This is a genomic window from Virgibacillus subterraneus, from assembly GCF_900110695.1.
In the GTDB taxonomy this organism is placed as follows: Bacteria; Bacillota; Bacilli; order Bacillales; family Amphibacillaceae; genus Lentibacillus; species Lentibacillus subterraneus.
This window is the reverse complement of record NZ_FOEH01000001.1, coordinates 285,939-309,734: the sequence shown is the minus strand read 5'-3', so window position 1 is coordinate 309,734 and position 23,796 is coordinate 285,939. Positions and strand designations below refer to the sequence as shown.

30 protein-coding genes are annotated in these 23,796 nt (G+C 38.2%); 11 read left to right on the top strand and 19 right to left on the bottom strand.

Annotated elements, in window-relative coordinates; all coding sequences use genetic code 11:
• Positions 1-12 precede the first annotated feature (12 nt).
• Positions 13-777 carry a C40 family peptidase gene (locus tag BMY13_RS01570; RefSeq protein WP_092501993.1) on the top strand — a complete coding sequence of 255 codons (765 nt, stop codon included), beginning with the start codon at positions 13-15 and terminating at the stop codon, positions 775-777.
• Between the two features lie 62 nt (positions 778-839).
• Here BMY13_RS01570 and wrbA read toward each other — a convergent pair whose 3' ends face one another.
• The 8 genes from wrbA to BMY13_RS01525 all read right to left on the bottom strand — a co-directional run bounded on the left by wrbA (position 840) and on the right by BMY13_RS01525 (position 7,913).
• Positions 840-1,505, bottom strand: coding sequence for an NAD(P)H:quinone oxidoreductase (gene wrbA, locus BMY13_RS01565; protein WP_092501991.1), 666 nt, complete (start codon positions 1,503-1,505; stop codon positions 840-842).
• Between the two features lie 206 nt (positions 1,506-1,711).
• Positions 1,712-2,137, bottom strand: coding sequence for an RDD family protein (locus BMY13_RS01560; protein ID WP_092501989.1), 426 nt, complete (start codon positions 2,135-2,137; stop codon positions 1,712-1,714).
• A 33-nt stretch (positions 2,138-2,170) separates the two neighbouring features.
• Positions 2,171-2,365, bottom strand: a complete 195-nt coding sequence (locus tag BMY13_RS01555) for a hypothetical protein (RefSeq protein ID WP_092501987.1) — start codon at positions 2,363-2,365, stop codon at positions 2,171-2,173.
• A gap of 25 nt (positions 2,366-2,390) precedes the next feature.
• Positions 2,391-2,744, bottom strand: coding sequence for a hypothetical protein (locus BMY13_RS01550; RefSeq protein ID WP_092501985.1), 354 nt, complete (start codon positions 2,742-2,744; stop codon positions 2,391-2,393).
• Between the two features lie 130 nt (positions 2,745-2,874).
• Positions 2,875-3,879, bottom strand: a complete 1,005-nt coding sequence (locus tag BMY13_RS01545; protein ID WP_092501983.1) for a DUF3231 family protein — start codon at positions 3,877-3,879, stop codon at positions 2,875-2,877.
• 102 nt (positions 3,880-3,981) lie between these two features.
• Positions 3,982-4,896 (bottom strand): pseudouridine-5'-phosphate glycosidase, encoded by a 915-nt coding sequence (locus BMY13_RS01540; protein WP_092501981.1) that lies wholly within the window; start codon positions 4,894-4,896, stop codon positions 3,982-3,984.
• Positions 4,893-5,978: a carbohydrate kinase gene (locus tag BMY13_RS01535; protein ID WP_092501978.1), complete on the bottom strand. Its 1,086-nt coding sequence runs from the start codon at positions 5,976-5,978 to the stop codon at positions 4,893-4,895. Before BMY13_RS01535 ends, BMY13_RS01540 begins: the two co-directional genes overlap by 4 nt.
• A 921-nt stretch (positions 5,979-6,899) precedes the next feature.
• Complete coding sequence (locus BMY13_RS01525) at positions 6,900-7,913, bottom strand: DUF3231 family protein (RefSeq protein ID WP_092501976.1); 1,014 nt, start codon at positions 7,911-7,913, stop codon at positions 6,900-6,902.
• A 175-nt stretch (positions 7,914-8,088) separates the two neighbouring features.
• On the opposite strand from BMY13_RS01525, the gene BMY13_RS01520 reads away from it, so the two are divergent.
• The 4 genes from BMY13_RS01520 (at position 8,089) to BMY13_RS01510 (ending at position 10,031) form a co-directional block, all read left to right on the top strand.
• The gene (locus BMY13_RS01520) at positions 8,089-8,502 is read left to right on the top strand and encodes a DUF4395 domain-containing protein (RefSeq protein ID WP_092501974.1); all 414 of its coding nucleotides are present in this window, start codon (positions 8,089-8,091) and stop codon (positions 8,500-8,502) included.
• 274 nt (positions 8,503-8,776) lie between these two features.
• On the top strand, positions 8,777-9,046 hold the full coding sequence (locus tag BMY13_RS19390; RefSeq protein ID WP_175476686.1) for a hypothetical protein: 270 nt from the start codon (positions 8,777-8,779) through the stop codon (positions 9,044-9,046).
• Positions 8,971-9,348: a DUF899 family protein gene (locus BMY13_RS01515; protein ID WP_092501971.1), complete on the top strand. Its 378-nt coding sequence runs from the start codon at positions 8,971-8,973 to the stop codon at positions 9,346-9,348. Before BMY13_RS19390 ends, BMY13_RS01515 begins: the two co-directional genes overlap by 76 nt.
• A gap of 224 nt (positions 9,349-9,572) precedes the next feature.
• A complete protein-coding gene (locus tag BMY13_RS01510) occupies positions 9,573-10,031 on the top strand; it encodes a DinB family protein (RefSeq protein ID WP_092501969.1) in 459 nt (152 codons plus the stop codon).
• 55 nt (positions 10,032-10,086) lie between these two features.
• Here BMY13_RS01510 and scpC read toward each other — a convergent pair whose 3' ends face one another.
• Positions 10,087-11,601, bottom strand: a complete 1,515-nt coding sequence (scpC, locus tag BMY13_RS01505) for a succinyl-CoA:acetate CoA-transferase ScpC (protein ID WP_092501967.1) — start codon at positions 11,599-11,601, stop codon at positions 10,087-10,089.
• Between the two features lie 130 nt (positions 11,602-11,731).
• Positions 11,732-12,376 (bottom strand): LytTR family DNA-binding domain-containing protein, encoded by a 645-nt coding sequence (locus tag BMY13_RS01500; protein WP_092501964.1) that lies wholly within the window; start codon positions 12,374-12,376, stop codon positions 11,732-11,734.
• A gap of 152 nt (positions 12,377-12,528) precedes the next feature.
• Between BMY13_RS01500 and BMY13_RS01495 the strand changes: the two genes are divergently transcribed.
• A complete protein-coding gene (locus BMY13_RS01495) occupies positions 12,529-13,590 on the top strand; it encodes an NAD(P)/FAD-dependent oxidoreductase (RefSeq protein ID WP_092501961.1) in 1,062 nt (353 codons plus the stop codon).
• A 51-nt stretch (positions 13,591-13,641) separates the two neighbouring features.
• On the opposite strand, the gene BMY13_RS01490 is transcribed toward BMY13_RS01495, so the two are convergent.
• From BMY13_RS01490 to BMY13_RS01480, 3 genes are all read right to left on the bottom strand, one after another.
• Positions 13,642-13,956: a DMT family transporter gene (locus tag BMY13_RS01490; RefSeq protein WP_092501958.1), complete on the bottom strand. Its 315-nt coding sequence runs from the start codon at positions 13,954-13,956 to the stop codon at positions 13,642-13,644.
• Positions 13,956-14,303 (bottom strand): DMT family transporter, encoded by a 348-nt coding sequence (locus BMY13_RS01485; RefSeq protein WP_425445134.1) that lies wholly within the window; start codon positions 14,301-14,303, stop codon positions 13,956-13,958. Before BMY13_RS01485 ends, BMY13_RS01490 begins: the two co-directional genes overlap by 1 nt.
• Before the next feature lie 71 nt (positions 14,304-14,374).
• Positions 14,375-14,947, bottom strand: coding sequence for a TetR family transcriptional regulator (locus BMY13_RS01480; protein WP_092491245.1), 573 nt, complete (start codon positions 14,945-14,947; stop codon positions 14,375-14,377).
• 171 nt (positions 14,948-15,118) lie between these two features.
• On the opposite strand from BMY13_RS01480, the gene BMY13_RS01475 reads away from it, so the two are divergent.
• On the top strand, positions 15,119-15,385 hold the full coding sequence (locus tag BMY13_RS01475) for a hypothetical protein (protein ID WP_092501956.1): 267 nt from the start codon (positions 15,119-15,121) through the stop codon (positions 15,383-15,385).
• A gap of 459 nt (positions 15,386-15,844) precedes the next feature.
• On the opposite strand, the gene arsC is transcribed toward BMY13_RS01475, so the two are convergent.
• Genes arsC through BMY13_RS01460 form a run of 3 tightly spaced genes read right to left on the bottom strand, consistent with a single transcriptional unit; the run spans position 15,845 to position 17,942 of the window.
• Entirely contained in the window at positions 15,845-16,264 is a 420-nt protein-coding gene (arsC, locus tag BMY13_RS01470) for an arsenate reductase (thioredoxin) (protein ID WP_092501954.1), read from the bottom strand.
• A gap of 18 nt (positions 16,265-16,282) precedes the next feature.
• A complete protein-coding gene (locus BMY13_RS01465) occupies positions 16,283-17,581 on the bottom strand; it encodes an arsenic transporter (protein WP_092491242.1) in 1,299 nt (432 codons plus the stop codon).
• Between the two features lie 16 nt (positions 17,582-17,597).
• On the bottom strand, positions 17,598-17,942 hold the full coding sequence (locus BMY13_RS01460) for an ArsR/SmtB family transcription factor (RefSeq protein ID WP_092491241.1): 345 nt from the start codon (positions 17,940-17,942) through the stop codon (positions 17,598-17,600).
• Positions 17,943-18,086: 144 nt separating this feature from the next.
• On the opposite strand from BMY13_RS01460, the gene BMY13_RS01455 reads away from it, so the two are divergent.
• The 3 genes from BMY13_RS01455 (at position 18,087) to BMY13_RS01445 (ending at position 20,023) form a co-directional block, all read left to right on the top strand.
• The gene (locus BMY13_RS01455) at positions 18,087-18,500 is read left to right on the top strand and encodes a VOC family protein (RefSeq protein WP_092491240.1); all 414 of its coding nucleotides are present in this window, start codon (positions 18,087-18,089) and stop codon (positions 18,498-18,500) included.
• A gap of 88 nt (positions 18,501-18,588) precedes the next feature.
• Positions 18,589-19,038 (top strand): hypothetical protein, encoded by a 450-nt coding sequence (locus tag BMY13_RS01450; RefSeq protein WP_092491239.1) that lies wholly within the window; start codon positions 18,589-18,591, stop codon positions 19,036-19,038.
• A gap of 46 nt (positions 19,039-19,084) precedes the next feature.
• Positions 19,085-20,023, top strand: coding sequence for an aldo/keto reductase (locus BMY13_RS01445; RefSeq protein ID WP_092501952.1), 939 nt, complete (start codon positions 19,085-19,087; stop codon positions 20,021-20,023).
• Positions 20,024-20,329: 306 nt separating this feature from the next.
• Here BMY13_RS01445 and BMY13_RS01440 read toward each other — a convergent pair whose 3' ends face one another.
• Complete coding sequence (locus BMY13_RS01440) at positions 20,330-20,809, bottom strand: PaaI family thioesterase (RefSeq protein ID WP_092491237.1); 480 nt, start codon at positions 20,807-20,809, stop codon at positions 20,330-20,332.
• 115 nt (positions 20,810-20,924) lie between these two features.
• Here BMY13_RS01440 and BMY13_RS01435 point away from each other — a divergent pair, with 115 nt between their 5' ends.
• The gene (locus tag BMY13_RS01435) at positions 20,925-22,007 is read left to right on the top strand and encodes a DUF3231 family protein (RefSeq protein ID WP_092501950.1); all 1,083 of its coding nucleotides are present in this window, start codon (positions 20,925-20,927) and stop codon (positions 22,005-22,007) included.
• Positions 22,008-22,214: 207 nt separating this feature from the next.
• On the opposite strand, the gene BMY13_RS01430 is transcribed toward BMY13_RS01435, so the two are convergent.
• Positions 22,215-22,769: a DJ-1/PfpI family protein gene (locus tag BMY13_RS01430; RefSeq protein WP_092501949.1), complete on the bottom strand. Its 555-nt coding sequence runs from the start codon at positions 22,767-22,769 to the stop codon at positions 22,215-22,217.
• Between the two features lie 75 nt (positions 22,770-22,844).
• Positions 22,845-23,777: a fumarylacetoacetate hydrolase family protein gene (locus BMY13_RS01425; protein WP_092501947.1), complete on the bottom strand. Its 933-nt coding sequence runs from the start codon at positions 23,775-23,777 to the stop codon at positions 22,845-22,847.
• Positions 23,778-23,796 lie beyond the last annotated feature (19 nt).

The following is a 23,796-nucleotide window of genomic DNA, read 5'->3' as shown; positions in this document are numbered from 1 at the left end:
GAGGTGTTTTCTATGGAAAATTCTGTTACATCAGGATTCACTGATGGTAATAAGATCAACATTTATATAGATTTAAATTATCCAATTGAATGTATTCAAGTGTATCGTGGCAACCAATTAGTTAGAACATATTCACCCTCACCTGTGATTCGATTGCAAAACAGGAATGTACAGCTACTAACAATTGTTTGTATATTTTCTAGTGGCTACAAACATTCTACAGTCTTTGCCCCTAATTTCAGACAGCCTGAAGGCGATACAGTTGGTAGGATTTTCAAACCTGGCGACATCTTATGTGCCAGTGATAATTATGGAGATTTCCTGCCGCCAGGATATATGGGACACTCCGCTATAGTAGTTGATCAAGACTCTATTATTGAAGCTGTAACCTCCCATCCTCAGGTTAAAAAAAGTCCAATTGACGAGTTCCTAACTATCCATCCAATCCATGTTCATTATCGAAGTAAAGAATCAGATTCAGGAAATAAAGCAGCTAATTTTGCTGAAGAATTCCTGCAGAGATACAATGATAAATTGGACAATGGATTAGCTGTTCCGCCCTTCACATTCAGCAACCAAATCCCATTAGAAGATCTGGAGACAGGTCTCTACTGTTCAAAGCTTGTCTGGCATAGCTATTATCAAGGAGCTAATATAGCATTTAATAATGACTTCTTCCTTTTCGCACCAGAGGACCTTGCTACAACCCTTCAAAATGACAGTCGCTTTAAACAAATTTATAAACACCCAGAATTCGGCTTTAAAATAGACTTGTAGGGCCTTCCCGGTTAAAAAAAGCCCTTCATTCGTACTTAATGAAGGGCTTCTTAAAGTTGAAATTAGCTTCCTGATTTGATGCGTGTTGCAATATCTACGGTTCGTTTTGCCTGATGCTTAACCGCACCTTCTACCTCTTCGACCATGTTACCGTCCTGGTCGACAGAAACGCTTGTTCCATATGGATTACCACCAGCCCCAAATAATACAGGGTCAGTGTATCCTGGGGTTGCGATGATCATACCCCAATGCATCATGGAAGTATATAAGTTAAGCATTGTTGCCTCTTGTCCCCCATGAGGGTTTTGTGCAGATGTCATTCCGCTTACTACTTTGTTAACAGTTTTGCCTGAAGCCCACAGCCCACCTTGTGAATCGATGAACTGTTTCATTTGAGCAGGAAGGTTTCCAAAACGAGTTGGAACACTAAAGATAATTGCATCTGCCCACTCAACATCTTCTGAAGTTGCTTCTGGGACGTCTTTGGTTGCCTCAGCATGAGCTTTCCATGCTGGGTTAGAAGCAATTGCTTCTTCCGGCGCAAGTTCAGGTACTTTGACTAGTTTTACTTCAGCACCTGCTTCTGCTGCTGCAGCTTCTGCCCATTGAGCCATTTGATAGTTTGTTCCTGTAGAGCTGTAATAAATAACTGCTAGGTTTACGTTTGCCATGTTATTTGTCTCCTTTGTAGTTGATTTTTTACCTAATATTTTCTCTAAAAAACCCATATTGACTTTCCTCAATCCTTTCACTTCTATATTTTGTATCAAACACTCCTTTATTATTAAAGAGTTTTAAAGTAATAATTTATTACTAACTTACTTTATGTAACTATATTATCTTGAATTACTAATAATGTCAACTTTGAAAGTCCGAAAACAGTTCACAAAAAAAGCCCAGCACTAACTGAGCTATTTTTTGTGAATTAATTAAATTATGACCTTCCCGGAGGATCGTATGTCACATACGTTCCAGCTATAAAGTCATGAATTGAACGACTATCTTCCCTAATACCAATCATAAAGGCACTTACAATTAACCCAATTCCTAATGTAAATGCATAGGCCATACCTGCTACAATGACTCTTAATAACATGGTCCCTAAACCTACTTTTCTCCCATCTACTCTGACAATACGGTTCCCATACAAACGTCTTCCCAGTGTATACCCATACCAGCTAACTGGTAATAACAATGTGTACAGTGGCCCTAGTAATTCGATTGGATTAATTGATTCACTATATAAAAACTGACCATATGAAATTAATGAAATGATGCCTCCTGTTAGAAATATAATGATTAAATCTGCAATCCTTGCTCCAAATCTATTCTGAAACCCGGCTGGATTACTAACCCCCATACATCCACTCCTCAAATGCACAAAGAACTTTGTTTAGTTAAATTGTTTTCTCACCTCATGCAGACCTTCCATTCGTTGAATATCCTTATTAACTTTCCAACCTTCATCCGTTTTGATGACACGGATTTGTCCAAAATTTGATATAATTTCCTTCTTACCTTCCTTATTAATTCGTTCAAATTCAATTTCAATGTCATAGTCAAGGCTTACTTCTGATTCTGTTTCCATATTGCCAATTTCAAACGAAATATCCTTAACTGTTAACTGATAAATGACTTTTTGAATCCTGAGCTAGATTGGGGGCAATGGTGTCTAATGCCGTCATCAAGATTTTTGTCATATGAGATTCTGTAACATACATACTATACTTTTCCTCCGCTTGCTTCCGCCTGTCGGGCAGACTGTCGTAACCAAGGTAATCAGAACTTTCATCGTAATCAATCGTAAATTGCTCCGTCTTAAAATCTCTAGCCACATCAATTGCCCTGCTTGTCATTACCTTCTGTGATTCAAAAGTTGCAACCTTATCCTCTTCACTGGTAGTGAAAATTACAATAATTACAAACAGAACAACAACAATGACACTAATAAAAACTTTACTTCTCATCAAATCTACCACCTTAACTGACATCTAGCACAACCTTTATAGTAAGTTTAACACAAATATTCAGAATATGATGTAAACTAAAAAATGGCTAACAAATCTTAAAGATTTATCAGCCATATTAGTTTCTTTATTACTTTTCTCTCGAAAGTTCTTGTCTATTCGGTACAAGCGGCTGTTGCTCCAGCCACTTATTTTCCACCATAATTTTATACCATTTTTGAGTTACCCTAAGATTTCTTAAAATAACACGTTCATAAGCGGTTAAAATATCTGTTCGCATGGCTGAGGCTAAGCCCTTACCATAATAACCCTGTGCAACTTGTGACAAAAAGCCAATATGATACATCAGTAATTTATCGGAAAAAGGAGATTCAGTTGAAGTTGTTACCTCTGTCTCCCAAGACTTCGGAACCGATAAATTGTCATCGTCCAAAATTTTTGAGAAAGATTTTATGTTAGCCTCAGCAATTTTTTGGGAATCAGTCATAAACTTTCTCACATCTTTTGATTGAGCAACCTGACTGAATGCAACACAAAGCGTCTTGGCTAAAATGCTTTTTTTAATATTAAGTGACATACCTATGATTTCTGTTGAAGCTAATCGCCTTCCTTTTCCAAAAAATCCATCCGTAAAATCTTTGGTCGTAATAAATTCCGGGGATTCTCCAGGATAACAGTACGGATCTCTCTGAAAGTCTCCTTTTTTAAGTAATAAATCAATTGTTTGATGGTACATCTTTTTTCCATCAGTATCACATGAATCATAAAAATACCGTAAATCCTCTCTAACGGCGATTCCAAATGAAGTTGTGTGACCAACTAAACCATGTATAGTCATGATATGTAAATAATTCAGACAAAAAATATCACTGAACAATCTCTTCGTACCTTTATTAAGGTCAGATTCATTAAATCCAATTGGCACTGGAAACCCTTCGTTCTCTATAAAAAATACTAGTTGTTTCTTTTGTTTAGCAAAAGTATTAATAGCACCCTGAAAGATGGCTTTTATGGCCTTATCCTCGATAATCGAGAGCATATAGCGATTTATGATATCTGTCATCGTTCCGTTCATATACTGTCCCCACAATGATCCTATTTCGGAGGATGTGAGTTTTAATTTTTCCTTATTCATATCTTCACCTCATTAATACCATTTACTAAAACAGTATTAAATATGAGACTTTTTTGGATTTAACGATTGTGAACAGAAGGTTTTGAAAACATGTTTACATGACTATTCCATTTCCGCTAATTTTACTGCTATTTCCGCTCCAACATGCGCATTATGTTTCACCAACGCAATGTTGGCATCTAAGCTCTTGCCATCGGTTAATTCTTTTACTTTACCTAACAAGAAAGGCGTTACATCCTTTCCGGAGACATAATTTTCTCGGGCTTCCTCCAACGCCGTTTCAATTACTGCGGTAATGTCTTTTTCATCCATTGCATATTCTTCTGGAATCGGATTTGCAATTACAGCTCCACCAGACAAATTTAAATCCCATTTTGCCTTTAATGTAGCAGCAACTGTCTCCGCCTCGTTTATTCGAATATTTACCGGAAATGGGCTTGTCCGTGTGTAAAATGCCGGAAGCACATCTGTCTGATACCCCATTACAGGAATCCCTTTTGTTTCAAGGTATTCCATTGTTAAACCAAGATCCAGGATCGACTTTGCCCCTGCACAAACAACAGCTACATTCGTTTTTGCGAGTTCCTCAAGGTCTGCTGAGATATCCATTGATGTTTCCGCTCCACGATGAACACCACCAATACCACCTGTCACAAACGTCTTGATACCAGCTGCTTCAGCACAAATCATTGTCGCAGCCACTGTCGTTGCACCCTTTTTGCCAGTAGCTAATATAAAAGGCAAATCACGGCGGGAAGTTTTTGCAATATCTTTACTACTGCCAAAATTCTCAAGTTCATCATCACTTAAGCCTATTTTGATTTTCCCATCCAGAATGGCAATGGTCGCCGGTGCTGCTCCATGATCACGAATAATTTGTTCAACTTCACGAGCCGTCTTGACATTTTGGGGATATGGCATTCCATGCGAAATAATTGTTGACTCCAGTGCTACGATAGGTTTTCCTTGCTCTTTTGCTGTGCGGACCTCTTCAGATAATGTAATATAGTTTTTCATGATAACTCCTCCATGTCTTCTTGTAATTGTAATGCCGTCAAGTCACGGCGAACCGTGTAATCTGTTTGCAGTGTTTTCGTTGCATTGGCAATCCCGGCCTTTGTAATGTCTATCAGGCTTTTACCTTCCAGCCATGCATAAGCAACAGCGGATGAGAAGGCATCTCCCGCTCCTGTCACATCAATAATCTCCCTTGTTTCAATCGCCGGTACATGATAGATCTCTTCCGCTTTATTTCCAACAACTGCTCCTTCTTTTCCCTTTGTGATTACTACATTTTCTACACCTAATGCAAGCCACTTTTCAACAACTTCACTTGGTGTAAGATCACAATTAAAGAATGCATTTGACTCGTCAAGATTTGTTATCATCCAGTTCAGCCCATCAAGTGTATCTGGAATATGCTTCATTTTTGGTGCTGATACAGCTACCAGTATAAGTGGTATATCACGACTATTGGCAAATTTGCATAGAAATTGAAGTGTATCTTTGGGACAATTAAGGTCAGCAAGAATGCATTTTGCCTGTTGCAATAGTGACACATGTTGTTGAATCCATTCTGGAATCATTAAATCAAAAACGTCCATATCAGCTAGACCCAGGACGAGTCCACCCGTATCATCCAGTACAGCAGTATATGATCCGGTTGTAGCCTTTGAGAAATGAGTAACATCTTCTAGATTCATATATGGAAGTGATTGCTCTGCAATGTAGTTCCACTCTGAGTCCGATCCGCTGACTGTAAGTAATGTTGCATCCATACCTAGCCTCCCCAGGTTTTCAGCGATATTACGCGCCACACCACCTGCATTTTTTGTTGAACGAATAGGATTAGAAGTCCCCAATTGAATACTATCTTTGACATAAACTTTACGGTCTAAATTGGCACCTCCAACACACACAATCTGTTTTAAATCATTCAGCACATATGCCTTACCCCTGATGTATCCCTTTTTCACTAGCCCTGAAATAAGATTAGCTACTGAAGGACGTGATAATTCAAGTGCATTCGCCATTTCCTGTTGGGATATGTATGCATTTTTCTTTATTAAATCGTAAATTTTTTGTTCATTTTCATTCATACGGAAACCTCATCTCTAAACTTTTGTTTATTATACAAACATTTGTTTAAATTGTACACATAAGTTTCTTTATAGTCAAGTAGAAAACGCCGTTTAGTGCGAATCATAAAACCTGGCATTTGCTAGACCTTGCCTTGGTGGTACTTATGCTGTAAGAGTGTCGTCTTTTTACGAAACAAGTGAATAAAATTCTATCAATAGTGAAGAGGCTGCCGTTAAGCAGCCTTTTCATTATTAAAAATTATTGTGAAGTGATATTGGGTCCAAGGTTACCTAGTAGGTTAGATAGAAAGTCTAAGATTTGTTGCGCTTGGTCTGGTGTTAAATTGTCTTCTGAAGTTAGTCTGATACATGGTAATTCTAATTGAAGTTCAAGCCCGAGAAGTACAACGGTTATTGGGCAAGGGATAGAAACACATAGTAGTTCGTCACCTCGACAACATCCTTCTGGGCATTCTGTCTGTTGTTGGTTGTTTTCAATGTTTGAAGGAACTCAAAAGTAGTGCTTAAACCAAGTCACACCTATAATCACATAATTTTCACTAAACAGGCCTATGCAATGATTTGGCGGATCCTCATTCCGTTATTTCCTGAAAAACGCCTATTTTGATTGTGTTATGTAATCCTCATTCCGCTATTTACCCTTTTCAGCCACATTTTTCATTGTTATTAGGTAAATAACGGAACCAGGAACCGATTCAACCTTCTAAGACGGCTTTTTCACCCATTTAGCGGAACCACGATTCATTCACTGGTTTGTGTGATTCACATTCTGCTGAATCCACACCTGGAATCACTGTGAATGGACATTAAGAACCCTTTCAAACCTTGATATAGCAATAAAAATACACATAGGATTTTACAAGCGAAATCCCGTGTGTATTTTTTGTTTTTAATGTCCCGTTAATACTTTTATTTACTCTACTTATTTGATAACTTGCCTCTATCCTCCATTTGAGGAGGCTCCTCTGTCCAGCCATGTGTAATCATAAGATTACCTCCATCACTTGCAAAGTTGAATATATCTTTAGCGGACATCGCCATCTTAAGCGGCAAGTCATTTCTTAGGCTGAAGGAGGTTCCTAGCGCATTACTTCCTAAACCAAAAGTGCTTAATAGTGACGTGTTATACATCATAAGTTTATCTGAGAAAGGAGATATAGTTGAGTTTGTAACCCTTCCAGATGATGTGGATGGAATATTGATATCGCTATCCATTAATATTTCACCAAATCTTGATATAATTTTTTTCGCCAACTCTTTTCCTCGAAAAAAGTACTTTATAACCTCTTTTTCTTGAGCCACTTGAGCGAAGCCTGTCATTAATTTCATCCCTACAACATTAGATTCAATACCTTGATAAATATAAGAAACCTCAACAGTGTTTAATACTCTCCTGTTACCAGCAAACTTAAATCCTGCACGGTAGTCCTTATCATTTGCAAAAGCTACATGATTTGGTAATGTAACAGCCGGAGATCTAGGAAGAACACCTTTCTCCAATAAATACGTTGTCGTTTTTTCATAATAATCTTCTGAGAATGCAGAACACCTTTTGTATAGGTCAATAATGTCTTTCCGATAGGCCATGGTCATATGTAATGCATGGAGACCAATGGCAATTTTCATCATCATTCGCAAATACATAATATCAAAGATATCATCATACAACTGCGGCGCATTTAAGTTTACATCGTTCTCTGTAAAGGCAACTGGAACTGCGACCCCTTCCCGTTTAAAAATCCCCTTTATTTCATTGACTAAATCCTGTTCTTTTTCGTGAAAATCCCTTAATATTTCTAGCGCTACTGGATTTTTATTTGTAATTAAAAAATGGTCCATAACTCTTACTATCATCGTTTTCTTTTGGTAAACAACCCAAAGAGTTGCGAGCTCAGAGGATGCTAATGGTGCATGTTCTTCGGTCAATTTCATCCCTACCTTTCAAGCCGGTCCAAACTAATATCGATTATTTTATTTATATACTCCCCACTTTATAAAATCTTATTACCTAAAGAGTTATCAATAGGCAATACACCAATTTACACAAAAGACTTTATTCCGAGTAAACAACTGTGTATAATATACTTTAAGAAGGAAGGGGATAAACATGACTATTCCAAAGCCGCTTGTTCAGATCAATCAGGCATTTATTGTGATTTCTGCTTTATTAGGTATAATTATTCAACCAGCGATCTTACTTGTACCATTCGCTGTCGGTGTTTATACTTTGCTTACAAAACAAAACCCAATTATTCTATTCAGCAAACGATTTTTACGCAAGCCTTTTGAAAAATATAGACAAGAAGATAAAGATCAGCAGCTTTTCAACCAATGGATCCCAACGGTTTGCTTAGGGCTATCAATTATATTCTTTTATGTTAATCTGACTGTACTTGGATTTGTATTTAGTCTGATGGTTTTAGCTGCTTCAGGAGTGGCTTTAATGGGCTATTGTATCGGCTGCACGATTCGATACCGGTACATGATGTGGAGGCACAAACGTTCAAACGCTCATTCATAAATCACTCTGATTACCCACCATAAATTGGTGGTTTTTTTATTTTTTAGGAAACTACAAAATTTAAGTGCTGTGGATAACTGGACTTCCGAATCAGCGACGTACAGCTACGACGTACAGGACGTACTAGTGCCGGTGACGCCACAGGACGTGGCGTTCTCACCGGTCAGCGCCTAGTGGACTTCCTTCCCAGTGTCTACGATAAATCAACATCGAACTTCATTAAGTAGGGAATTTTTTATTACAATGAGGTTTGTTAATAAAAAGGATTAACGGTATGATCAGAGTAATCAAACAGCAAATCAAAGAATTGGAACAGGAGATTTTTAGAAAGAAAAGGGCTTTAGCGGAGTTGCGAAAGAAAGATGAGCAAAAATATATTACTGATGATGAACTGCGCGAGGCAGACGGCAGAAAAGTCAAGCTAAACAAATTATTCGGTGATCACAAACATTATTCGTCATTCAAAATATGGGTAAAGGCTGTAATTATTGCACATTGTGGGCTGATGAAATCAATGGAATATTCCACCATATGGAAAGCATAGCACCAGTAGTGTTAGCATCACCTGATGAGCCTTCTGTGATGGCTGAATTTGCTAAAAGTAGAAACTGGAAATTCCACTTGATTTCAACAGCAGGATCCGAGTTTAAGCAATCATTGGATTTTGAGACAAAACCAGGTCCACCACAGCCTGGGGTCTTAATTTTAAAAATGAAAGATGATGGCACGATATATCAGTATACCAAGGCCAATTTCGATCCGGGTGATGACTTCTGTGGTATATGGTCCTTCCTGGATCTTTTACCAGAAGAAGAAGCAGACTGGCACCCTAAAAAGAAATATTAATCGAAGTATCCCTGCTGAGTTTGGCAGGGATTTATCTTGTCATTAAGCCGAGCCCTTATTTCACCTACATCCACTTTTGATAGCCAGTCCATATTAAACTTTTCTAAATTAAGTATGAAAAATCATCCTCAAAATTACGGATTCATCTTCGCAATGTTTCAGATTTTAGAATTGGATATCAAATTGGTATAATTAGGTTAACTACATTAGAGGAGGATACGTATATGAATGATTTAATGTATACACAGTTTGATAAAACGCGAAAAGCCTTTATAAAGAAAATAGACGGTTTGGATAAGGACCTTGCCGATATACAGCCTGCTGGTTTCAATAATACGATTCATTGGCATATCGGTCATGTTCTAACAGTAACGGAGCAAGTGTTATTTGGTTTCCCAAGCAAATCCCAGCATCTTCCTTCCCATTACAAAGAACTATTTGCTTATGGAACAAATCCTGCCGATTGGTCAGATGATGTTCCATCAGTCGAGGAGCTAATAAGTCAATTAACGGATCAGCTTGATCGCATTAAAGAAATACCACCGGAAAAATTCAATGAAACACTGCCAAAACCAATGATGGGTAATGAATCATATGGTGAACTGGCTGTTATGACAACATATCACGAGGCCAATCATCTAGGACAAATCCATGCGATGGAAAGAGTTATTGATAATAAATAGCATTCCTTCCCCTCTCTATACTAAAAACCACGTCCCATTTAAGGAACGTGGTTTTTTATACGGTTTCAGCAGAAAGCACGCGCATTGTGCCATTTTCTTTAAAATTTGTATGCCATGATAGGGCTTTTTCCAGTATGTGCGGAGTTTGTCCGCCACGTTCAAGTGCTTCTTGATAATACGCCCAAAGCTGCTCGCGGTACATGGGATGTGCGCAATTTTCGATAATCAACGGTACACGTTCGCGTGGAGCAAGTCCTCGTAAATCTGCATAGCCCTGCTCAGTTACAACGACATCGACATCATGTTCCGTGTGATCGATATGAGAGGCAAACGGGACAATACTTGAAATGTCGCCATTTTTGGCAATAGATTTTGTTACAAAAATAGCTAATCGCGCATTACGAGCAAAATCACCTGAGCCACCTATACCATTCATCATTTTCGTACCAGAAACATGTGTGGAATTAATGTTTCCATAGATATCAAACTCAAGTGCTGTATTGATTGATATTAGTCCCAGGCGACGAATAATCTCCGGATGATTAGACATTTCCTGTGGTCGCATAATCAATTTATCACGGTACTTTTCAAATTCAGAGAATACCTGCTTCATCTTTGGCTCTGATAGTGTAATTGAACAGCATGAAGCGAAATCTACTTTTCCGGCGTCAATTAGATCGAATACCGCATCTTGTAACACTTCGGAATATACTTCCAGATTTTCAAATTCTGAATCTACCATTCCGTGCAGCACTGCGTTCGCAACCGTGCCGATACCAGATTGAATTGGTGCAAGGCTTTCAGTTAATCTGCCGGATTTCACCTCTTTCCCTAAAAATTCCAGCAAGTGTTCAGCCATAATTTCTGTTTCATGGTCTGGCTGTACAATGGTTGAAGGTGAGTCCTCCTGATCTGTAAAAACTATTCCTTTTATTTTCGCAGGATCAATCGCAATCCCGGTTGTACCGATTCGGTCATCTGGCTTAACTAATGGAATCGGATTACGTTCCCCTTGCTCCCCAGGGCTATACAAGTCATGAACTCCTTCCAATAGTTCTGACTGTGCCATATTCAGTTCAATAATAACGTTCTCAGCATGCTCGGCAAATGCAAGTGAATTTCCAATCGAAGTTGATGGAATAATCATACCATCCTCTGAAATAGAAATCGCTTCCAAAATAGCAAAATCAATTGATTCCAGTACATTACCTCTAATTAATTCTGATGTGTGTGATAGATGATGATCTACAAATAAATGCTCACCTTGATTAATCTTCTTTCGCATAGTCGGATCCGCTTGAAATGGTAAGCGCTTATAAACAATACCAACTTCAGCAAACATCTTGTCAATATCAGATCCTAGAGAAGCACCTGTAAACACATTTACTTTAAATACCTCTGTCCCGGCCCGCTCAATCAACGCAGTTGGCACCGCTTTCACGTCACCCGCTCGAGTGAATCCGCTCATTCCCAACGTCATGCCATCCTGGATCCATGATGCAGCTTTTTCAGCTGAAACAACACGGCCCTGCAAGCGAGGGTCCCTGATGCGATCATAGTTAGTATTCATATATTATATCCCTCTTTCACAACTTTTAAGATAATTCTAACTAATAAACGCTTACATTTGGGGATTTTAGAAGGGAATAGAGAATAATTGACTAAAGCATAGGATCAAATGTATAAAGCAGCATTTTTCATCAAAAACCCAGCAATTTTCTGAAATAGCTCGAATAAGACTGACTGACAGGAATCCGTGTGCCATTATCCATCGCCAGCACGAATGTGGAATGTGTATCTGGGTAAATGTCCGTTATATGATTAACATTGACAATAAAAGAACGATGGCAGCGTATAAACGATTCTCGCGGCAAGGAATATTCAAAATCCTGCAGTGCCCTTTTATTCGTGCCGACGTACTCATTTGCATATACATGTGTCTTTCGGTCCTTCACTTCCAGGTACTTTACATCATTAAATGGGATTGGCTTCCAACCGTCTGATGTTTTTACAGTAACTACAGACTTCCCTTCTGTCATTGCTGGATAAATAGCAGTCACACATCCCTCAAGCGTACCCTCATTATGAAATGGGACTGCCATCCCGTGATAAGGAACTCCAAATACATCACGATCGATGAATTCAGATGCCTTTTGTTCCGTATGCAACGCTTTATGAGCTATCGTCCCTTCTTTAACCGGATCACCATTCCTTATTTTTAAATCAATCCGTTTACTTGGGCGATAATAAATGTATTCTGTTGTATTCGAAACCGCTATGGAAATTTCATCTGAAAACAACTCCCCGATCACGTCCAACAGGGATCCAAACGTCAATCTTTGCATATGTAAGCACCTTTCTAATCGTTCATTTTCTTTACATAATGTATCATTATCACAAGAAAAACAACAATTCCATGCTTTTCCTAGTTTTCAAGCACAACTTTTGGTAATCTTAACAATAGAAGTATTTATACGTACATAAGGGGTTTTTTACTATGAAAAATTTAGTCATTTTAGGTGGCGGCTATGGCGGTGTTAATATTGTACTTGGTTTAATTGATCAAAACCTGCCTGAAGACGTGCGAATTACGGTTATTGATCGCAACCCTTACCATTCGGTTAAAACAGAATTTTACACAATAGCGGCAGGCACATCCGCTGATAAAGATGTCCGCATCGAATTTCCAGACCATGAAAAAGTAGATTATGTTTATGCTGAAGTTAGTCAAATAGATTCAGAAAACCAGCAAATTCTTTTTGAAAACAGAAGTGAGCCAGTATCATATGATTATCTTGTGATTGGCCTTGGATGTGAAGACAACTATCATGGAATCGAAGGGGCTTCAGAATTCACTGAAAGTATCCAAACAATTGGCCATGCTCGTCATGCTGGAATGTCCATTGGTAATTTAAAAGCCTATGGCAAGGCAACGATTGTTGGTGCAGGCTTGAGCGGTATTGAAGCAGCAGCTGAGATACGTGAAAGTAGACCAGACTTGAACATTCGATTACTCGATCGAGGTGCCACAGTATTAAAAGCGTTTGATACAAAAATTCAAAATTATGTTGAAGACTGGTTTTTGAAAAATGACGTTGAAGTCGTACATGGTGCTAACGTTGAGTATGTAGAAAAGGATGGCGTATGCAACAATGGTGTTTGCTTCGTTAATGATGTGACCATCTGGACTGCCGGTGTTCGACCTAATTACCTGGTGCGCGAGCTTCCTTTTGAAAAAGATGATCAGGAAAAGATTATCGTCAATGACTTTTACCAGGTGCCCAAACAGCCAAACACATATGTAGTTGGTGATTGCGCAGCCTCCGAACACTCGCCGAGCGCACAGCTTGCTCGACAGCAAGGTGAGCAGATCGTGGAAATACTAATGGATGTATTCCATGGCAATGAACCGAAAAAGCCAAAAGAACTTAAACTTAAAGGAACTCTCGGTTCACTTGGAAGTTCAGAGGGATTCGGAGAAATGATGTCAAAATCAGTTACCGGCTATCTGCCTCGCGTTGCAAAGTCCGGTATACTATGGCTAAATAAACGACACTAAATTAATACTAAACCAATCGGGCTCTAAAACGGTTCGATTGGTTTATTTTATTTAAGATAATGCCTTCAATCCGACCACACCGATAATAATTGCGGCAAGACTCACAATACGAGACAGGCTCTTGGATTCTCCAAAGAAAAGCATATTCATCAATACCGCACCAGCAGTACCAATACCTACCCACATGGCGTAAGCAACACTAACTTGTAAAAACGAGAAGGAAATCAAAAGCATCCCCAGTGAAGCGCAAAATCCGCCTATATACAAAATCCCATTTCGAAATGTGCTCTTTTGACTGAATAACTTCAAACCAATGACACCACTAATTTCAAAAACAGAAGCTAACAATACTAAGATTAATCCCATCAGTGAGAACCTCCTTTAGAACGTTTTTCATCTGCCGTATCCGCAAGTTTTAATCCTACTACACCTGCAATCAGGAGCATGATGAAAAACATTTTTCCCAAATTTAAGCTTCCATCAAATAAGTACACGTCCATTAACGCTGTTCCAATTGTACCCGTTGATGCAAATATCGCATAAACAGTGCCAGTCGGAAGTGCTTCACAAGCTTTTCTTAGGAATTGAAAATCCATTATAATTACAATAACTACCAATCCCCATTGCCACCAACTCACAGCAAAATTAAACCCAAGTACCCAGAGCATTTCAAATAAGCATGTTAATAACACATAGATCCAAGCTTTATTCATCACGAGCACCTCCTTTTGACTGACGTTCAGTCATTTTTGCGCAAAAATAATGTAAAGGACATTGCACCAGTTTAGAGTCCGAGCGCATGCCCCGCAAATTCCAATACTTCTTTTTTCTTTAGATCAGCAACCTTCTCATCATCATTGCCATACATATAAGATTGTTCTGCAGCTGCTTCAATTAATCCGATTAATATCTCTGCCGTGCGCTGTGGATGTAATGATTCTCGAACGACGCCATCCGCTTGCGCTTTTTGCAGCTGTTTACTTAGCCATTCATAATATGGTTCGTATATCGTTTCCCATTCTTTCAAATACTCAGTTGACGCAAGTCCTGCATAAGTTAAAGCAAACAAATCCCGGTATTCCCTCGTCACATCGAACACTATATCAATAGCTACCTCCAGTTTTTCCGGGAACGGTGAGTCATCCTGAACATTATCATTTATTTTTGTAAGTATTTCTTCTGTCAAAACTTCCGCAATTGATAGCATTACAGATAGTTTAGATGAGAAATATAAATAAAAGGTACCTTGAGCAATGCCGGCGCCTTTAACGATATCTGATACCTTGGTCTTCTCTACACCTTTCTCACGAAAAACATCGATAGCTGATTGTATAATACTCTCTTTTTTATTATCCATTTATAAGCCCTCCGTTGGTGACTGACTATCATTCATTTTACAATTTACTTTCATTTTTGTCAAATTTACGTTCCAGGCATAACACTTTTATGTTTTTTTTAATTTCGATGCCACCTAACCACCCCTCTCCAACGATAGTAATTGTGAAAACAATTACTAGGAGGAGACTATATGAAGCTACTATTTGAAAAAACATCCTACACATTGGTATCACTGCCTGTCATCCTACATGATCCAGGGTTATGGTACCAACTCAGAGCAAGTCTAACGCTAAACCAATGGAACTGGATCTATTACCACATTATTGGCGGTATGACCATAAGCGAACTTGCCATCCAGGAAAATACTACTATTGAGGCGGTGAATACTTGGGGCAGACAGGTAGAAATGATGCTCACAAGTGAGACTTTCCGGAAGAAAATTATTACCAGAACATAGCCTTGCTGTGAGGGGATTTTTCGTTTAAGGAGGAATAAACTAGTTGTGGTTCGCTTTTCAATGATTACGACATTTCAAGCTACGTAAACGCGGTAATAGGAAAAGACGGCTTGTTGATAAACTGATTATAAGTTAAATCAGGGTCAATTTGCTGTTCTGACGGATCCTCATTCCGTTATTTCCTATAAATCCCTTGTTTGGAGCATAGTTTAGGATCCTCATTCCGTTATTTGACTGTTTATACCTCATTATCACTTGAATTTGTGCTATTAGCGGAATGAGGATTCATATCACCCCTGTTAGAGCAGCTTTTCTTCCTTTTTGCGGAACGAGGATTCACTTTGCCGAACCTCTTTCCGTCATAGGAAATCTTTTAATATAAAATAACTTTTAGTTTTGTCCCAAAAATAAGGGGTACTAACCAACGTTCGATTGTACCCCTTTTAAGCAGGATTGTTATTATTCACCTGTATCGGCAAAACGTTTGATTCGCTCGCCAATTTGGTCGCGTACACGTTGAAAAACCCGCCACTGTTCCTCTTCTGTTCCTTTTGCTTTTGCAGGATCGTCAAAACCCCAATGTTCTCGCTTTACATGGGGTGGTGTCATTGGGCATTTATCTGCAGCATCTCCACAAAGCGTGATAGCCATTGCAGCATTATTTAAAATATCCATATCAATAATTTCTGATTTCTGATCAGAAATATCGATATCCACCTCACCCATTACTTTAACTGCTTTTGGATTTAATCCATGTGCTTCAATTCCTGCACTCTTCACTTCCCATTCTTCACTTAGAAACTTTTTTGCCCAGCCTTCTGCCATTTGGCTTCTGCAGGAATTTCCAGTGCACAAGAAGTAAATTGTTTTTTTAGACATAGTGGTTCACTCTCCTAATTAAAATATCAGTAACGTTAAATATAGTCCTACTAAGGTTATCAGCAGAATCGGAATGGTAAGAATAATTCCCGTTTTAAAGTATGTTCCCCATGATATTTTGACTCCTTTTTGAGACAAAACATGCAGCCATAACAGAGTTGCCAGGGAACCAATCGGTGTAATCTTCGGACCCAGGTCAGAACCAATGACGTTCGCGTAAATAAGTGCTTCACGCATCACGCCGGAAGTATTCGTTTCCGCAATTGCCAGCGCATCAATCATAACTGTTGGCATATTGTTCATAATTGACGACAGGATAGCAGCAATAAAGCCCATTGAAATGGTAGCTACAAATAAACCTTGCTCAGCACTTGCTTGAAGGGCCTGAGCTAATAAATCAGTAAGCCCGGCATTTCTCAATCCGTATACAACAACATACATACCAATTGAGAAAAAAACGATATCCCAGGGTGCTCCCTTAACCACTGATTTAGTATCAACAGCCTTACTTCTTCTAGCCATTAGTATAAAGAAGATTGCAATTACACCAGCAACAATCGAGACAGGCAGATTAATAAACTCACTGATAAAATAACCAATCAGCAATACACCAAGAACATACCATGATAAACGAAACATCTTTTGATCTTTTATCGCTTCAACTGGTTCTCTCAATTGTGACAGGTCATATTTATCCGGGATATTCTTTCTGAAATAAATTAATAATACTACTATGGTCGCAGTCAGTGAGAATAAGTTTGGAATTATCATTCTGGAAGCATACTCCACAAATCCAATATCAAAGAAATCTGCTGACACAATATTAACTAAGTTACTTACTATAAACGGTAATGATGTTGTATCCGCAATAAATCCACTAGCCATAATAAACGGAAATATCATCTTTTCCTGAAAATTTAAATTGCGGACCATTGCTAAAACAATTGGTGTCAGGATTAGAGCTGCCCCATCATTCGCGAAAAGTGCAGCAACAATTGCACCTAACAAACTCACATAAACGAACATCTTGACCCCGTTGCCATTTGCTGCCCTTGCCATATGAAGAGCTGCCCATTCAAAGAATCCAATTTCGTCTAATATTAATGAAATAAGAATAACAGCAACAAATGCTAATGTTGCGTTCCATACTATTTGTGTAACTTCTATTACATCACTGAATTCAACTACTCCTACTATTAAAGCAAGAACAGCTCCGCCACATGCGGACCATCCAATTGATAACCCTTTTGGCTGCCAAATAACTAAGACAAGCGTTGCCAAAAAAATGAGTGATGCTAGTATAACCGATGATAACAAATCAATTTCCCTCCAATTAACAACATGTAATTCGTGTACCTTGTTCTTCCAATTCTTTTAATCTAAAAACCTGGTCAGGCAGTTGTTCTAGAAGCTGCTCAACAAATGGATAATATTCATTATTTTTATTTATCGAGTAAAAAATCCATTGCCCTCTTCTTTCTTCTTTTACCAATCCTACATCACGCAGTTTTCGAAGATGTTGACTAATGGATGGCTGACTTGCTTTAAAAATCTCAACAAATTCACAAACACAGCAATCATGATTATCAAGTATTTTAACCATGGTCAAACGCGTTTTATCACCCAATAATTTTAAAATTAATGCCGCACTATCTATTTCAATCTCTGTTTTCAGCAAAGAAACACCCCCCTTAACACTCGGATATAAATATATAATAATTTACTTATATATACAACCGAAAAGATTATTCCCGAACACGAATTCATTTACAAACCTTATATATGCTAGAATAATACTATTATCTTCAGGAGGTGAATAGTAATGGATTATAAGCTTGATCACATTGGAATTGCCGTTCGAAATTTAGAGGATAGTATATACTTCTATGAATCCATATTAGGCGGATCATTAATTGACCGGTATAAAAGCGATGCAAAAGGGGTGGAAAGTGAAATTGCTATCATGGAAATTGGTGGAGATCGAACCGAATTACTGGCACCAACTAATAACACCACCTCTCCTATTGCCCGTTTTCTAAAACAAAAAGGAAAAGGTGTTCATCATATTGCCTATCATGTTGGTGACCTTAATAAAGCACTGGATGACCTCAAAAACAGGAATATCCGTGTACTAGAAGATTCCTTACGCACTAATAAGCATGGAAGACGACTAATTTATTTGAATCCTGCTGACACAGATGGAACAATAATCGAATACTGTGATTATCCAAATTAATAAGAAACAATTGTAAGAAAATTATAAAGTTTAGTATACTGTTAGTATGTTATACAGATTGGGTAGATACATATGGAGGGATGTTGAATTGAACAAAAATTATATATATCTTATGGCTTTAATCGGCTCTATTATGGGCATTCTTGGATCAATAAGCTGGGTTTACTATGGGACATCCTTTATTGGAGGATGGATTGAAGGCGACATACAGTCCACCCCTTTTCAGCTCTCTGATAACGCAATGAAAACAGGTTTAATAATTGCATTCATACAAAGTATCATAACGATTTCCTTTTTCATCGTTACTTTAGTTAAAACAACACCAGAGAACCTGGAAAATGAGACCAGGCTGACTGGATTGTGGTTTTTATGGACAGGCATAGGAATTGCGGTTATCAATTTCTTTCACGTAATACCTTGTATTTTATTAATTCTAGCAGGAACTTATAGCATTAAAGAGACGAAAGAAACCGATAATCACACTACTGATCGTGAAATGGATACTAATGAGAATGGTCCTGGATACATCGAAACCTAAAAACGCGCGCATTTATAAAACAGAACATCAGAAAGGGTGGTTTATAATGGTTAATAAAGTCGAGTTAGGAAAAACAGGTCTATATATTCATCCGGTTGGATTGGGAGCAAACAAGATTGGTGAAAAAAATAAAGAAACGAATACGGAATATGGCGGTAAAATTGTTTCTTCAGCAATTGAAAACGGCTTGAATTTCATTGACACTGCATTCATGTATGGGAGAGGGCTTTCTGAAGAAATTATCGGAAGAACATTAAAAGAAAACAACTGGAGAAATAACGTTGTACTAGCAACAAAAGGAGCTCATAAGTATACTGGCGACCAGGTAATCACCGATAATTCACCCGAATTTTTAAAGCAAACAGTGGAAGATAGCCTCAAGCGCCTGCAAACAGATGTTATCGACTTATTCTATATTCACTTTCCTGATGATAAGACGCCTAAATTCGAAGCTATCGGTGCACTGAATCGGTTAAAGGAAGCAGGGAAAATCCGCTCGATTGGTGTTTCCAACTTTTCTATTGATCAGCTAAAAGAAGCAAATCAGGACGGTTATTTAGATGTTGTACAAGGGAATTATAACCTGCTTGACCGCTCAGCAGAAAGTGAACTTTTCCCATACTTTTCGCAACATGAAATATCCTTTGTTCCATATTTTCCTTTAGCATCAGGTCTATTAGCAGGAAAGTATGCAAAAGATACGGTCCTTTCTGAATCACAAAAGAAACGACCTCAATTTCAGGGTGAAACATACATCCGTCATTTAGAAAAAGTCGATACGATCCGGGAGATTGCTGTGAAACATAATGTGGGCGTTTCACATGTTGTACTGGCATTTTATTTATCTCGTGATCAGATTGATTCTGTTATTCCAGGTGCGAGAAATTCCAAGCAAGTAGTAAATAACTTAAAAGCAGCAGATGTAAAACTTTCTTCAGATGATATTCAAATCATTGATGAACTATATCCACTGCATAAGAACTAGTATTGAACTTTAACTAGCGGACACAAAATCCGTTATTTCAATTAAAAGATGCTTTTAATTGGATAGGAGGACACACTGGACCTTATTTAGCATATATCAATTTAAAATAAGAGCATTTCTACTAAATAAGGTCTCTGGTGTCCGTTAACACTTTTATATTGTTCGTTTTCTGTAAAATAGCGTACCTGATGTCCGCCAATGTAATTTGCTTTTCCTCAATTAAGTATTTTCAATTTTGATGCCACCAAAACGTCCCCACAAACAAAAACTGCGGATAACTTAAATCAATGGCTTAACAAGATATTATTACTTACCAAAGGTATCGGGCATGAGTGCGGCAACAACTTCACCTTTTGCACAGCATATTTCCCCTGCATAAACTTCCGTATGTATCTTGAATTTCTTGGGATGTATCTCTTCCACCTTCCCAAATGCTTTCAGCGGAACATCCTGTGGTGTCGGTTTAACGAACTTCACCTCGAGTGATGCAGTTACAAAACGTGGTGGTTCTGCACCATCACCAGGTTCATTCCCGTTCTTCCGGTGCAGTGCCAGTGATGCTGAGCCTGTTCCATGACAGTCAATTAGTGATGCAATCAAACCGCCGTAAACATAGCCAGGTATTGCCGTGTGTTCAGGTCGCGGCATGTATACAGTAATCGTTTGAGCACCATCCCAGCCAGTCCGAAATTGATGACCCTTTATATTTAATCGACCACAACCATAGCAATGTGAAAAATCATCCGGATATTCATCTTGAATTGCGTTTTCTATCTCTTGATTCATTCGTTTACCTCCTTTTTCTATTAGTATAGCATGAACTTTTGTCAATAATTTGTTTAATAAAATAATATAAATTACACAAACTAAACCTCAGCAGATATATTAAGGAGGGTTAAAGATGGAATCGGAAGGATCACCTCATGATAAAACGAAGAAACACATGGAAGAACATCAACATCATAAAAAGCTAGCCGCATCAGAGTTAGGCGATTTATTTGAAAATTACCTAGGAGATTCTCTGTTTAAATGCGTATTTGAGCACCATCTGCATGTTGTAGAAGATGAAGAAATTAAGGATTATATTGAGTTTGCTTTGGATATCTCAAAAAAACACCTAAATATAATTAAAGATATATATACAAAGGAGAATATTCCTATTCCAGTTGGCTTTGGAGAACAGGATATTAGAAAAGAAGCACCGCGATTGTTTAGTGATATGTTTATGGTCTTTTATATTACGGAAATGACTAGAGCCGGGTTATTAACTTATGGTGGTGCGCTTTCAAGCTCATCCAGACAAGATATTATCGACTATTTTGATATGTGCATCCAAGATACTTCCAAAACTTACCGAAGAGGGATTGAGTTATTACTAGCAAAAGGGATGGATATCCTGCCGCCTAATATTCCGTACCCTTCAAAAGTTGACTTCGTTGATAGAAAATCCTTTACTTCAGCTATCAACGCAAAAAATAGACCCTTATCCGCACAGGAAATTAAGCATTTGCAAGTTAATATTAACTCAAATACACTAGGTAAATCCTTCATGCTTGGATTCAGCCAAGTTGCTTCTTCTGATAAATTAAGAAAATATTTCTATGAAGGTGCTCAATTAGCAGATAAGCAAATTAAACAACTGGGTTCCGTCCTTATACAAGATAACTTGCCTTCTCCAAAGCTAATGGACGCGCACGTAACTGATTCTACTACACCACCATTTTCGGATAAATTAATGCTTTATCATACAACATTGTCTAACGGTATCGGAATACAATACTATGGACTGGCTCTTTCCAAAATTTTGAGACATGACATCCATGCAAAACTAGCTACACTTACAGCAGGAATTGCCAAATACTCAAATGAAGGCGTAAATATCACCATTAATAATGGTTGGTTAGAGGAACCTCCAACAGCTGCTGATCGTAAAAAGCTTTCTATAATGTCTCCCGGAAACCCACCGAATAATTTTAGAAATTAATTAAAGTGGAATTAGGAAACTTGGCAGTCATTAAAGGGATTCTTGAAAGCGTATTTTGTTTTCTAAGAACCCCTTATACTCTGGAGTCCAAGCCTTTCGTATGGCAGTCCTTCTGATTAGGACTACTATATTAAAGTATGACAATTACATTAATCGTAAGGGCATGTATGGAGTTTTGCCGTTAAATTGCACTATATCCCTTACCTCCTATCCCTGGTTAACTTGCCGAATAAACTCTTTCATCAATCCGGGCAGGTCTGGCCAAGCATGTCCTGAAATCAAGTTCCCATCTGTGTGAAGTGGCTCATCAATATAAGTCGAACCAGCAGCTTCCACCTCAGGCTTACAAGCTATATAGGCAGTCATTTTCCGGTCATGCAGATGCTCCCTGACCGTCGTTAATACGAGACTTGCGTGACAAACTGCTGCAATAGGTTTTTCAGTTTCAAAAAAATGACGAACGATAGCTGGCACATGCTCATTTAAGCGAACATGCTCAGGGGCACGTCCACCAGGAATTATTAATGCATCATATTCTTCAGGATTGATTTCATCAAAACTGGCGGTTGCATCAATCCTATAGCCTTCCTTCTCGGTATATGTTTCCCAGCCGATAAAGTCATGGACAACAGTATGCAGCTTTTTAGCCGAACCCGCGGCAATTGTTGTTTCATAACCTTCCTCGAGACAACGAAAATAAGGATAATAGATTTCCAACGATTCAACAGCATCACCAGCAATGATCAAAATTTTCTTTGACATTTAAATAACCTCCCAAATAGAATTTAAGACTTACTTAAATATATTCTATTTGCAAAAAATTAATCCTTTAAAAATTTACCGTCCCATTACTGTATTTTTCAGCTGTCCAATCTTTTCTACTTCTATTTGTACGACATCCCCGTCCTTTAAAAATTGTGGTGGGTCCATGGCCACACCTACACCATTTGGAGTTCCCGTCAGGATAATATCTCCCGGCTTCAATGTAACGAGATTGGAAATAAACTCAATCAGAAACGGAATATCAAAAATTAACTTATTTGTATTGGAAGATTGACGTTCCTCTCCATTCACAGTTGAACGAATCGATAAGTTACCGGGATTCCCTACTTCATCAGCTGTAACAATCCATGGACCAACTGGAGTACTTTTATCCAAGGTTTTCCCCTGCAGCCACTGAGGCGTTCGTTTTTGCAGATCACGTGCAGAAATATCATTGCCAATCGTGTAACCGGCAATGTAATCCAGGGCATCCTCTTTTTTGACTTGTGATGCTTCTTTTCCAATAACGACTGTTAGTTCAGCCTCATAATCGAGTTTCTGTGTAACATCCCTTTTCTCAATCACATCTTCAGGTCCAATAAGCGCATTTGAAAACTTTGCAAAAAGAACAGGAAACACAGGAACGTCACTTTGCATCTCAACTGCATGTTCAGCATAATTCTTCCCAACACAAATAATTTTTGTTGGTGCAGGAATAGGTGTGGATAGTAATATTTCCTCCTGATTCAGACTAAAACCTTCTGTACTATTTGTTTTAGCATAAGTATATGCTTCTTTGGCTTTATCAATCAATTGATTTCCAGCAGCAAAAAAGTGCTTTGGATCAACAGGAAGCAGCTTTTCTAAATCATTACTAAGATCTGTTTCCTGCTTTGAAAGAAGTAATTGACGATAGGCTTCCTGCAGGTCAATTACCTTCTCATCTAGCATAAACCCAACCCGAAACGAACTTGGTCTTTCTTTTATTTTATAGCTTACTAATTTCATCACAAACACCTCTCTTAAA

Coding starts and splice junctions, on each gene's coding strand:
- BMY13_RS01515 (WP_092501971.1), top strand. CDS start 8,971: ATGGGTAAAGGCTGTAATTATTGCACATTGTGGGCTGATGAAATCAAT.
- BMY13_RS01510 (WP_092501969.1), top strand. CDS start 9,573: ATGAATGATTTAATGTATACACAGTTTGATAAAACGCGAAAAGCCTTT.
- BMY13_RS01455 (WP_092491240.1), top strand. CDS start 18,087: ATGGATTATAAGCTTGATCACATTGGAATTGCCGTTCGAAATTTAGAG.
- BMY13_RS01430 (WP_092501949.1), bottom strand. CDS start 22,769: ATGTCAAAGAAAATTTTGATCATTGCTGGTGATGCTGTTGAATCGTTG.
- BMY13_RS01445 (WP_092501952.1), top strand. CDS start 19,085: ATGGTTAATAAAGTCGAGTTAGGAAAAACAGGTCTATATATTCATCCG.
- BMY13_RS01495 (WP_092501961.1), top strand. CDS start 12,529: ATGAAAAATTTAGTCATTTTAGGTGGCGGCTATGGCGGTGTTAATATT.
- BMY13_RS01555 (WP_092501987.1), bottom strand. CDS start 2,365: ATGGAAACAGAATCAGAAGTAAGCCTTGACTATGACATTGAAATTGAA.
- BMY13_RS01570 (WP_092501993.1), top strand. CDS start 13: ATGGAAAATTCTGTTACATCAGGATTCACTGATGGTAATAAGATCAAC.
- BMY13_RS01480 (WP_092491245.1), bottom strand. CDS start 14,947: ATGGATAATAAAAAAGAGAGTATTATACAATCAGCTATCGATGTTTTT.
- BMY13_RS01560 (WP_092501989.1), bottom strand. CDS start 2,137: ATGGGGGTTAGTAATCCAGCCGGGTTTCAGAATAGATTTGGAGCAAGG.
- arsC (WP_092501954.1), bottom strand. CDS start 16,264: ATGTCTAAAAAAACAATTTACTTCTTGTGCACTGGAAATTCCTGCAGA.
- BMY13_RS01525 (WP_092501976.1), bottom strand. CDS start 7,913: ATGAAATTGACCGAAGAACATGCACCATTAGCATCCTCTGAGCTCGCA.
- BMY13_RS01535 (WP_092501978.1), bottom strand. CDS start 5,978: ATGAATGAAAATGAACAAAAAATTTACGATTTAATAAAGAAAAATGCA.
- BMY13_RS01500 (WP_092501964.1), bottom strand. CDS start 12,376: ATGCAAAGATTGACGTTTGGATCCCTGTTGGACGTGATCGGGGAGTTG.
- BMY13_RS01425 (WP_092501947.1), bottom strand. CDS start 23,777: ATGAAATTAGTAAGCTATAAAATAAAAGAAAGACCAAGTTCGTTTCGG.
- BMY13_RS19390 (WP_175476686.1), top strand. CDS start 8,777: ATGATCAGAGTAATCAAACAGCAAATCAAAGAATTGGAACAGGAGATT.
- BMY13_RS01485 (WP_425445134.1), bottom strand. CDS start 14,303: ATGAATAAAGCTTGGATCTATGTGTTATTAACATGCTTATTTGAAATG.
- BMY13_RS01520 (WP_092501974.1), top strand. CDS start 8,089: ATGACTATTCCAAAGCCGCTTGTTCAGATCAATCAGGCATTTATTGTG.
- wrbA (WP_092501991.1), bottom strand. CDS start 1,505: ATGGGTTTTTTAGAGAAAATATTAGGTAAAAAATCAACTACAAAGGAG.
- scpC (WP_092501967.1), bottom strand. CDS start 11,601: ATGAATACTAACTATGATCGCATCAGGGACCCTCGCTTGCAGGGCCGT.
- BMY13_RS01550 (WP_092501985.1), bottom strand. CDS start 2,744: ATGAGAAGTAAAGTTTTTATTAGTGTCATTGTTGTTGTTCTGTTTGTA.
- BMY13_RS01540 (WP_092501981.1), bottom strand. CDS start 4,896: ATGAAAAACTATATTACATTATCTGAAGAGGTCCGCACAGCAAAAGAG.
- BMY13_RS01440 (WP_092491237.1), bottom strand. CDS start 20,809: ATGAATCAAGAGATAGAAAACGCAATTCAAGATGAATATCCGGATGAT.
- BMY13_RS01435 (WP_092501950.1), top strand. CDS start 20,925: ATGGAATCGGAAGGATCACCTCATGATAAAACGAAGAAACACATGGAA.
- BMY13_RS01545 (WP_092501983.1), bottom strand. CDS start 3,879: ATGAATAAGGAAAAATTAAAACTCACATCCTCCGAAATAGGATCATTG.
- BMY13_RS01475 (WP_092501956.1), top strand. CDS start 15,119: ATGAAGCTACTATTTGAAAAAACATCCTACACATTGGTATCACTGCCT.
- BMY13_RS01490 (WP_092501958.1), bottom strand. CDS start 13,956: ATGGGATTAATCTTAGTATTGTTAGCTTCTGTTTTTGAAATTAGTGGT.